10 protein-coding genes are annotated in these 9,144 nt (G+C 72.4%); 6 read left to right on the top strand and 4 right to left on the bottom strand.

Translation table 11 applies throughout. The features are described from left to right. Positions 1-48 precede the first annotated feature (48 nt). Complete coding sequence (locus ND748_RS06100; RefSeq protein WP_251744683.1) at positions 49-822, top strand: LUD domain-containing protein; 774 nt, start codon at positions 49-51, stop codon at positions 820-822. Between the two features lie 13 nt (positions 823-835). On the opposite strand, the gene ND748_RS06095 is transcribed toward ND748_RS06100, so the two are convergent. Then, positions 836-1,267 carry a VOC family protein gene (locus tag ND748_RS06095; protein WP_251744682.1) on the bottom strand — a complete coding sequence of 144 codons (432 nt, stop codon included), beginning with the start codon at positions 1,265-1,267 and terminating at the stop codon, positions 836-838. A 62-nt stretch (positions 1,268-1,329) separates the two neighbouring features. On the opposite strand from ND748_RS06095, the gene ND748_RS06090 reads away from it, so the two are divergent. Together ND748_RS06090 and ND748_RS06085 are read left to right on the top strand one after the other, a co-directional pair. Next, positions 1,330-2,424 (top strand): YafY family protein, encoded by a 1,095-nt coding sequence (locus ND748_RS06090; RefSeq protein ID WP_251744681.1) that lies wholly within the window; start codon positions 1,330-1,332, stop codon positions 2,422-2,424. 138 nt (positions 2,425-2,562) lie between these two features. Next, positions 2,563-3,258 (top strand): NAD(P)-dependent oxidoreductase, encoded by a 696-nt coding sequence (locus ND748_RS06085; RefSeq protein WP_251744680.1) that lies wholly within the window; start codon positions 2,563-2,565, stop codon positions 3,256-3,258. A 3-nt stretch (positions 3,259-3,261) separates the two neighbouring features. Here the strand turns inward: ND748_RS06085 and ND748_RS06080 are convergent, their stop codons facing one another. Together ND748_RS06080 and ND748_RS06075 are read right to left on the bottom strand one after the other, a co-directional pair. Next, complete coding sequence (locus ND748_RS06080) at positions 3,262-4,158, bottom strand: LLM class flavin-dependent oxidoreductase (RefSeq protein WP_251744679.1); 897 nt, start codon at positions 4,156-4,158, stop codon at positions 3,262-3,264. 12 nt (positions 4,159-4,170) lie between these two features. After that, positions 4,171-5,235: an LLM class flavin-dependent oxidoreductase gene (locus ND748_RS06075; RefSeq protein ID WP_251744678.1), complete on the bottom strand. Its 1,065-nt coding sequence runs from the start codon at positions 5,233-5,235 to the stop codon at positions 4,171-4,173. A gap of 306 nt (positions 5,236-5,541) precedes the next feature. Here ND748_RS06075 and ND748_RS06070 point away from each other — a divergent pair, with 306 nt between their 5' ends. From ND748_RS06070 to ND748_RS06060, 3 genes are read left to right on the top strand one after another with little or no spacing between them, the layout of a single operon-like run. Next, on the top strand, positions 5,542-6,642 hold the full coding sequence (locus tag ND748_RS06070; RefSeq protein WP_251744677.1) for an ABC transporter substrate-binding protein: 1,101 nt from the start codon (positions 5,542-5,544) through the stop codon (positions 6,640-6,642). A 32-nt stretch (positions 6,643-6,674) separates the two neighbouring features. Beyond that, the gene (locus tag ND748_RS06065; protein ID WP_251744676.1) at positions 6,675-7,688 is read left to right on the top strand and encodes an ABC transporter permease; all 1,014 of its coding nucleotides are present in this window, start codon (positions 6,675-6,677) and stop codon (positions 7,686-7,688) included. A gap of 5 nt (positions 7,689-7,693) precedes the next feature. Continuing rightward, positions 7,694-8,425, top strand: coding sequence for an ABC transporter ATP-binding protein (locus tag ND748_RS06060; RefSeq protein ID WP_251744675.1), 732 nt, complete (start codon positions 7,694-7,696; stop codon positions 8,423-8,425). A gap of 33 nt (positions 8,426-8,458) precedes the next feature. Here ND748_RS06060 and ND748_RS06055 read toward each other — a convergent pair whose 3' ends face one another. After that, positions 8,459-9,136, bottom strand: coding sequence for a TetR/AcrR family transcriptional regulator (locus ND748_RS06055; RefSeq protein ID WP_251744674.1), 678 nt, complete (start codon positions 9,134-9,136; stop codon positions 8,459-8,461). Between the last annotated feature and the right edge of the window lie 8 nt (positions 9,137-9,144).

Genomic DNA, 9,144 nt, shown 5'->3' with positions numbered 1-9,144 from the left:
GCCGACGGGTTCCGCGGAACCGCGCTCGGCTCAGCCCGCGGGCCCGGCGTGAGCGCGCGCGACGAGGTGCTGGCCCGCATCCGGGCCGCGAACGCCAACGCGGGCATCGGTCTCGGCGGTGCAGTGGATGGACGGCGTGCGGACGGCGCTGTCCACATCCCCCGCGACTACCACCGCGGCGGCGGCCCGGCTCCCGGCAGCCCGCCGCTGCTCGACCTGCTGCGCCGCCGGCTCGTCGACTACCGGGCGTCCGTCGTCGACACTGCCCCCGGCGACGAGCCGGCCGCGATCAGCGCAGCCCTGGCCGCCGCCTCCGTCGGACCCACGCCCGGTTCCGCCGAACACTCGCGCGGTTCCGCGGAACACCCACCCCGCTCCGCGGAGCATCCGCCCGGTTCCGCGGGGCGGAGCGGTGGGGCAGTGGTCATCCCACCTGGGCTGCCGGCGGGCTGGTGCCCGGACGGCGTCGTCGACGGCGGCTTCACCGCCGCCGAACTCGACGGGTTCGCGGCGGTGGTCACCGCCTGCGCGGCGGCGTGCGCGCTGACCGGGACGATCGCCCTCGACGGCTCCCCCGACCAGGGCCGGCGCGCGATCACCCTGGTGCCCGACGTCCACGTCTGCGTCGTGCGGGCCGACCAGGTCGTCCACGGCGTCCCCGAGCTGCTCGCCCGGCTGGACCCGGCCCGTCCGATCACGCTCATCAGCGGCCCGTCGGCCACCAGCGACATCGAGTTCGACCGCGTCGAGGGCGTCCACGGCCCCCGCACCCTCGCCGTCATCCTCGTCACCGACCCCACCGACCCCGACCCCACGGTCTGACGCCCCGCCGCGGTCACCGGCCGAACCTCGCCCTGGCCTCCGGCGTGACCGGAGTGAAGAGGTTGACGAGGTTGCCGTCGGGGTCACGGAACAGCAGCGAGCGGTTGCCCCACGGCATCGTCGTCGGCGCGTTGACGAACTCGGTCCTGACCTGCCTGATCCGCTCGTATTCGGCGTCGACGTCGTCGACGAGGAACTCGATGATCGCCGTGTGATTGTCCGCGGGCCGCGCGGAGCCGGCCCCGAACAGCGCGACCGTACGGGTGCTGCCGATCGCCAACGTGCCCGCGGGCGTCTCCAGTTCGGCGAACTCGGGCGTCGACCAGCGGACGGGCGTGCCCGTGACCCTCACGTAGAAGTCGACCAGGCGCGCGACGTCGTCGGTGATGAGGCGGATCGACACGAGGCTGTGCCCCTGTCCGGATGCGGGGCTGCGCGTTGTCATGACGGAAACGTTAGGAAAAATAGAGGACAGGATCCGCCCGGTATTCGCGAGACACTGGTGCGGTGACGCGACCCACGGCCCGCGTGCTCGCCCTGCTCGAGGTCCTGCAGTCCGGCGGCACCCGCACGGTCGGGGACCTGGCGACGCGGCTCGGCGTCGACGAGCGCACCGTCCGTCGTTATGTCGTCCACCTGGCCGACCTCGGGATCCCGGTGCAGTCGGTGCGGGGCCGTCACGGCGGCTACCGGTTGGCGCCCGGGTTCCGCATGCCGCCCCTCATGCTCACCGACGACGAGGCGCTCGCCGTGCTGCTGGGACTGGTGGCCGGACGTCGGGCGGGCCTGGTGACCACGTCCGTCGCCGCGGCCGAGAGCGCCGCGGCCAAGGTGCGACGGGTGCTGCCCGAGGCGCTGGGACGCCGGCTGGACGCGCTGCTGGCGACCACCGACTTCACTGTCCCCGGTCGACCCGCGGTCGAGCTGGAGACGACCGTCCTGCTGCTGCTTGCCGAAGCCGCACGGGACCGCAGGCCGGTCACGATGAGCTACACCTCGTCGAACGGGCGGCGCAGCGAGCGGACCGTGCATCCGTACGGCCTCGTCGTCCACTCCGGGCGCTGGTACGTCACCGGAGCAGACTCCGCGAGCGGCGAGACCCGGACCTTCCGCCTGGACCGGATCACGATTCTCACGCTCCAGGGCGGGACGTTCGACATTCCCGACGGATTCGACCCCGCCGAGCGGGTGCTGTCCGGGCTCGCCGAGGCGCCCCACCGACACGCGGTCTCACTGCGGGTCCAGGGCCCGGCCGAGCAGGTCCGGTCCCAGCTCCCGGCGGGACTCGCCACCGTGCACGACATCGTCCACGTCGACGGCGGGGCACATGGTGACGGCGGGGCACATGGTGACGGCGCAGCACAGCACGACGGCGAGGCACAGGGTGACGGTTGGGTCCGGGTGCGGCTGCAGGCCGAGCGGTTGGACTGGGTACCTGCAGTGCTGGCAGGACTGGGCTTCCCGTTCGTCGTCGAGGAACCCGACGAGCTTCGCGGCCTCCTCAGATCGCTGGCAGCACGGCTCACCGCCGCCGCCGCCAGCGACACCGACACCGACACCGACACCGACACCGTTGACGTCGGTGCGGCGACTCCCACCTGACCAGGCCTTCGCCGACGCGCATCCGTGGGTCTGTCACGTCGGACGGCTGGGATTCGACGTATCCGCAGGGCGCTGTGGCGCGGACGAATCAGACCGCGCCGCCACGCGAACGACTCCCACGCGAGAGGCCAGGCAGGTATGAGGATCGCGGTTTTCGGGGCGAACGGGCCCACCGGGCGGCAGCTGGTGCGGCAGGCACTCGAGGCGCGCCATGAGGTCGTCGCGGTCACGCGGCGGCCGGCGGAGTTCCCGCTGGCCGGCGAGCGGCTCACCGTCGTCGGGGCCGACGTGGCCGACGAGTCCGCCACCGTGCGGGCCGTCGACGGGGTCGACGCGGTGCTGAGCACCGTCGGCGTGCCGTTCGCGCGGGCTCCGATCACCGTCTACAGCACCGCCGCCACCACCCTCACGACCGCGATGATCCGGCTGGGCGTGAAGCGGCTGGCCGTGGTCAGCTCCACCGCCGTCGAGCCCCACCCGCACGCCGAGGGCGGATTCCTGCTCAACCGGGTCATGCAGCCGCTTATAGCCCGCACGATCGGCCGGAGCACCTACGCGGACATGCGGGCCATGGAGCAGATCGTGCGTGACAGCGGCCTGGAGTGGACGGTCATCCGTTCGTCCGGCCTGTTCGACGCCGACCACGTCTCGCCCTACGAGGTCAGCGACGGCCCACTGGACGGCGTGTTCACCAGCCGCGCGGACCTCGCGCACTGCCTGCTGTCGCAGGCGTCCGAGGACCGGTTCGTCGGTCAGACGATCGAGATCACGACCAGCGAGGGCGCCCCGACCCTGCTCCAGGTCATCCGCCGCGAAGCGTTCGGCCGCGGCTGAGGGTCAGGGACGGGCGGCGGCTACCTGGGCGCGGACCTGGGGGATGACCTGGTCGGCGAAGATCTGGAGGTGTTCGACGGGGGTCTCGCGGTCGCCGAGGACGAAGGTGTCGAAGTCCAGTTCCAGGGCGAGGGCGGTGAGCTCGTCGATCCACTGGCTGGCGGGGCCGACGAGGAAACCCTCGGAGCGGTCCTGGAGCTTGTGGCCGAAGAAGGCGTTGTACAGGCGCGGGACGGCGGTGCGCGGCCGGTCGGCGGCGGCGAGCTCGGTGTCGAAGTGCGCCGCGTCGGCGCGGACGGTGGCGAGGTCCAGCCGGTTGCCGTTGGGGATCCAGCCGATGCCCTGGCTGGCGGTCAGCCGGCGCATGAGCGGGCCGCCGCTGCCGATCCAGAGCTGGATCGGCTGCTGCGCCGGGAGCAGCGGCTGCGGGTGGTCGAGCTGGTAGTACTCGCCGTCGTAGGTGACGTCGGCGTCGCCGGACCACAGCAGCCGGATGACGTCGATCGCCTCGGCCAACCGCTCGCGGGCCTCCCGCGGCTTCCACCGCGGGCCGCCGATCGCGACGATCTGATCCCACAGTCCGCCGGTGCCGAGGCCGAGCTCCACCCGGCCGGGGGCGAGGCGGTCGATCGTCCACACGGTCTTGGCGAGGACCTGCGGCGGGCGCAGGGCGAGGTTGACGACGTCGGTCAGCACCCCGATCGACGACGTGCGGCCGACCACCGCCGACAGCAGCGCCACCTGGTCGAGGTAGTCGGGGTTGTAGGGGTGGTCGGGCACGGCGATCAGGTCGTAGCCGAGCTCCTCGGCCTGCGCGGCATGGTCGAGCAGCGAACGGCCGGCCACCGTGCGGGGGAACAGGAACGTGCCGAACCGCAGCGGGCGGTGGTTGTCGGTCATCTTCGCTGTCTCCTATGCCGCGCTGAGCGCGGTCTCCTTGCGGACGAGTGGGGCCACTTCCTCGGCGATCAGGTGCATGACCTCTTCGGTGCCCGCCGGGCCCAGGCCGTTGTCGATCTGGAGGAAGTGCAGGTCGTGGCGCAGGTCCTGGTGCATCCCGATCAGGCGTTCGGCGACGTACTCCGGGGTGCCGACGAGGATCTGGCCGGTCGGGCCGGTCAGCTCGTCGAAGCCCTGGTCGAGCAGCCGCTGGGCGCGGTTGTCCTGGCGCAGGCCCTGGTTACGCTGCGCGGCGGCGTTGATCGTCTGCTCCCAGTAGGCCCGGTACTCGCGGCGCACCCGCGCCTCGTCGTGGTCGACGACGACGGTGGACAGCGACGCGACCTGGGCCCGCACCGGGTCGTGGCCGGCGGCGGCGAACGCCTCGCGGTAGTGGTCGGCGAAGTCCGCGTAGGTGCCGGCGCGGAACCCGGCGACCAGGACGGGCAGGCCCTTGCCGGCGGCGAGCTCGACCGAGTCCACGTTGCGGGTCGCCCCCAGCCAGACCGGCAACTGCGGCTGCACCGGCCGCGGGGTGACGTGCGCGTCGCGCAACGCCGGGCGGGAGGTCGCGGGCCAGGCCGAGATGTGCCCGGTGCGCAGGATCTCCAGGAGCAGGTCGAGGTGCTCGCGCAGCAGCGCGCCGCGGTCCGGGTCGTCCTCGCCGATGAGCAGCCGCGAGGCGTTCGCGAAGTTTCCCTTCCCGGCGACGATCTCGACCCGGCCACCCGAGAGGACGTCGAGGGTGGCGTAGTCCTCGGCGACCCGGACCGGGTCGAGCAGGGGAAGCAGCGTCACCCCGGTCATCAGCCGCAGCCGCTCGGTCTGCGCGGCGATGGCGGCGAGGATGACCGGCGGAGCGCTGGTCACGAAGTGCGGGTCGCCGTGGTGCTCACCGACGGAGAACGCCTCGAAGCCGAGCCGCTCGGCGAGCACACCCTGGGTGACGATCGAGGCCAGCCGCTCATGCTCGCTCGGCGTCTGCCCGGTGCGCCGGTCGGCGGAGACGCCGCCGAGCGTGTTGATTCCCAGTTCCACCAGATGCCCTCGATCGTCGTCGGTATGTGCTCGAAACGTGTCACCACTTGCGGACGCACCGCTACATCGTCAGTAGATCAGGCCATGACGCCCAGCTTGCACGCACCCGCTGGAACACGCGCCCGTCTCACCGTTTTGCCTGGACTGTAACCTGCGCCGTCCTTCGCGGGCCATCTCTACGCTTTCTGTTGACAAGGACGTCATGGCATGAAACCTTCACCCGGACCCGGGGACACCGGGAGTGGATCACGTGGGAGTCATTCGATGTATCAGCGGGGATCAGTCCAGCGCAGGATCGGCGGCCGCGTGCGCGGCGCCGTTGCGGTCGCCGTCGCGGCCGGCCTGGCGGTGACCCTCGCGGCCTGCGGCTCGGACTCGGGCGGCGGCTCGTCCGCCGCCGCCAGCCCGAGCGCGGCCAGCACATCGAGCGGCCCCGACCTGTCGGGCGTGACGCTGCGGGTGGCGACCTACCCGGCGGCCATCGGCGGCGACGAGGCGCTGCTCAAGGCGGCCGGCCTGCTCGACACCCCGTACAAGGTGCGGTTCCAGACCTACCCCGACGGCGGCGCGCAGACCGGCGCGGTCAACCAGGGCAGCGCGGACCTCGCCCGCGGCAGCGGCGTCGCCAACGTGCTGATCGCCGCGGGCGGCACCAAGCCGAACTTCGTGTCCGTCGCGACGCTGCGGCTGCCGACGTCGCTGCAGTGGACCGTCGCGAAGAAGGACATCACCTCGATCGCCGGCCTGCGAGGCAAGAAGGTCGCCTACACCAAGAACACGACCACGCAGTACTTCCTGCTCAAGCAGCTCGCCAGCGCCGGAATGACCTTCAAGGACATCCAGCCGGTGCCGCTCACGCCGGCCGACGGGCTGAGCGCGCTGCTCGGCGGCAGCGTCGACGCGCTGGCCGGGTTCGGCAAGACGGTGCAGGTCGCGGTCGCGAAGGGCAACCCGATCCTGGCCGACGGCGGCCCGATCCTCAAGGGCAGCCTCGGCGGCCTCGTCGGCGCCTACAACGCCTACACCTCCGACCTCGACGACCCGGCGAAGTCCGCGGCGATCGCCGACTACATCGGTCGCATCGAGGCGTCGTTCGCCTGGACTCGGGCGCACCCCGCCGACTGGAACAAGATCACGGCCACGAACACCAACCAGCCGCTGGAGTCCGTCACCGCCAACTTCAAGGCCTCGGAGAACAGCGCGAACTCGGCCGTGGGCCCCGTCGACCCGAAGGCCCTGGCCGACCAGCAGGCCATCGCCGACACCTTCCAGACCGCCGGCCTGCTGCCCGGCAAGGTCGACGTCGCCGGCAGCTACAACACGAAGCTGAACCCGGCGATCGCGGCCGCCATCGCCTCCTACAAGGCCAAGTTCCCGGCGAACTTCGCCGTGACAACGGTCCAGTGACAACGGTCCAGTGAGGTGTTGGTGAGTCGACGATGGGAGACCCGGGTGCCGTGGCGACCGTGACGCAGCCCGAGGACGCAGCACCCGGGACGCCACCCGCCGCCGTGCCTGCCAACGACACCGTGACTACCGCCGACGCCGTGCCTGCCGCCGACGCCGTGCCCGCCAACGACGCCGTGCCTGCCAACGACGCCGTGCCTGCCACCGTCCCGCGTGCCGCCGTGGGCTCGCCCGCGGCGGCGCGCGGGCGGCGGGTGACGTTCAGCGCCGGCGGCGCGGATCGGCGCCGGCGGCTGTGGGTTCCCAGCCTGGTCCGCCGGGCGATCGTCCCGATCCTGCTCGTCGGGCTGTGGCAGCTCGGCAGTTCGTCGAGCTGGTGGTCGACGGAGGTGCTGCCCGCGCCGTGGGACGTCGCCCACGAGTTCGTCACCCTGTGGAACAACGGGCAGCTGCCGTCGAACCTGTGGGTGTCGGTGCGCCGGGCGTTGACGGGCGCGGCGATCGGCATCGCCGTGGGCCTGTCCCTGGGCGTGGCGGTCGGCCTGTGGCGGCCGGTCGAGGAGGCCCTCGACGCCACCCTGCAGATGCTGCGGACGATCCCGTTCCTGGTGATCCTGCCGCTGTTCATCCTCTGGTTCGGTGTGGACGAGACCCCGAAGATCCTCATCATCACGATCGGCACGGCGCTGCCGATGTACATCAACACGATGTCCGGGGTGCGCACGGTCGACCCGCGCCTGCTGGAGATGGGCCGCCAGTTCGGCCTGAACCGGCTGCGCCTGATCGCGACCGTCGTCCTGCCCGGGGCGATGCCGAGCATCCTCACCGGCGTGCGCTACTCGCTCGGGCTGAGCTGGCTCGCGCTCGTCGTCGCCGAGCAGATCAACGCCCAGAAGGGCCTGGGCCTGCTCATCTACAACGCGCAGTCACTGTTCCAGACGAAGATCCTGATGGTCGTCGTCGTCGTGTACGCCGCCCTCGGCCTGATCACCGACGTGGTCGTGCGCATCGCCGAGCGGCGCCTGCTGGCCTGGCGCGGGAGGTGACGCGGGTGGACGCCGTCACGGTGCGCGGTCTGCGCCGCGCGTTCGGTTCGCACGTCGTGCTCGACCGGCTCGACCTGACCATCGCCGACTCGGAGTTCGTGGCGCTGGTCGGGCGCAGCGGCGGCGGCAAGACGACGTTGCTGCGCACCCTGGCCGGCCTCGACCCGGTCAGCGAGGGCAGCGTCGAGGTGCCGGCGCTGCGTTCGGTGGTGTTCCAGGAGCCGCGGCTGCTGCCCTGGCGCCGGGTGTGGCAGAACGTCTCCCTCGGTCTGCCGCGCTCCCGCCGCCGCACCGAGGCATCCCAGGCGCTGGCCGAGGTCGGCCTCGCCGACCATGCCCAGGCCTGGCCGCTGACCCTGTCCGGCGGCGAGGCGCAGCGCGTCGCGCTCGCCCGGGCCCTGGTCCGCGAGCCCGAACTGCTGCTGCTCGACGAGCCGTTCGGCGCCCTCGATGCGCTGACCCGCATCCACATGCACGCCCTGGTCCGCCAGCTCCACGAGCGGCACCGGCCGGCCGTGCTGCTGGTGACGCACGACGTCGATGAGGCCCTCGAACTCGCCGACCGGGTGATCGTGCTGCGCGACGGCCGCCTCGACGAGGAGATCGAGACCCGCGAGCTGTTCGACGACCGCCGCGACCCGCGCTTCGAGCAGGCTCGCGCCCGGCTGCTCGGCCTGCTCGGCGTCACCGACACCCACGTCGCCGACCCCACAGCCGTCGCCGACACTCGCGCCTGAACGCACCACCCGAGGGGATCGGTCGGCGGCGGCTCAGGCGTCCGGCGTGGACAGGCCCCGCGCGAGGAGGACGGCGAGGGCGTCCGGGTTGACGAGGGTGTGGTCGGGCTGGTCGAGCAGGGGGGCCATCGACGCGGCGAAGGTGAGGAGCTGGGCCGCGGCGACCTGCTCGGGCGTGGGAACATCGCACCCGAAGATCCGGGCGAGCCGGCCGGCGATCACGGTCGCGGCGGCGTCGGTGCTCTCCATCGCCCGCCGCCGGATCTCCTCGTGGACGGCCAGTTCCTGCAGGACGATGCGATGCACCGGCGACGGTCGACCGAGCACGACGGTAAGACGCCGCCACAGCTCGGCGATCGCCCGGCCCGGATCCGCCCGCTCGGGCGCAGGCAGATCAGGCGCAGGCAGGTCGAGCTCGCCGAGCGTGGTCACCCGATCCCGCTGCACGACCGCGAGCAGCAGGTCCATCTTCGTCTTGAAGTGGTAGAAGATCAGCCCGTGCGGCACCCCCGCCGCCGCGGCGATCCGGGCGGTGGACGTCCGGTCGAACCGGTGCTCGGCGAACAGCACCTCCGCGGCGGCCAGGATGCGCTCCCGCGCGGTGCCTTCCGGCTCCCCCCGCGGTCCTGCGCTTCGCGCCCCCGCGGTCGGCGGTCCCGCGGTCGGCGTGGTTGCCCGGCCCGTGCCTGCGCTCCCCTCGTCCCGCCCCACCTCGGACC

The sequence above is a fragment of the Frankia sp. AiPs1 genome, from assembly GCF_023716945.1.
Lineage (GTDB): Bacteria > Actinomycetota > Actinomycetes > Frankiales > Frankiaceae > Frankia.
Note: the sequence above shows the minus strand (reverse complement) of the source record. Positions and strands in the feature narration are given on the sequence as shown.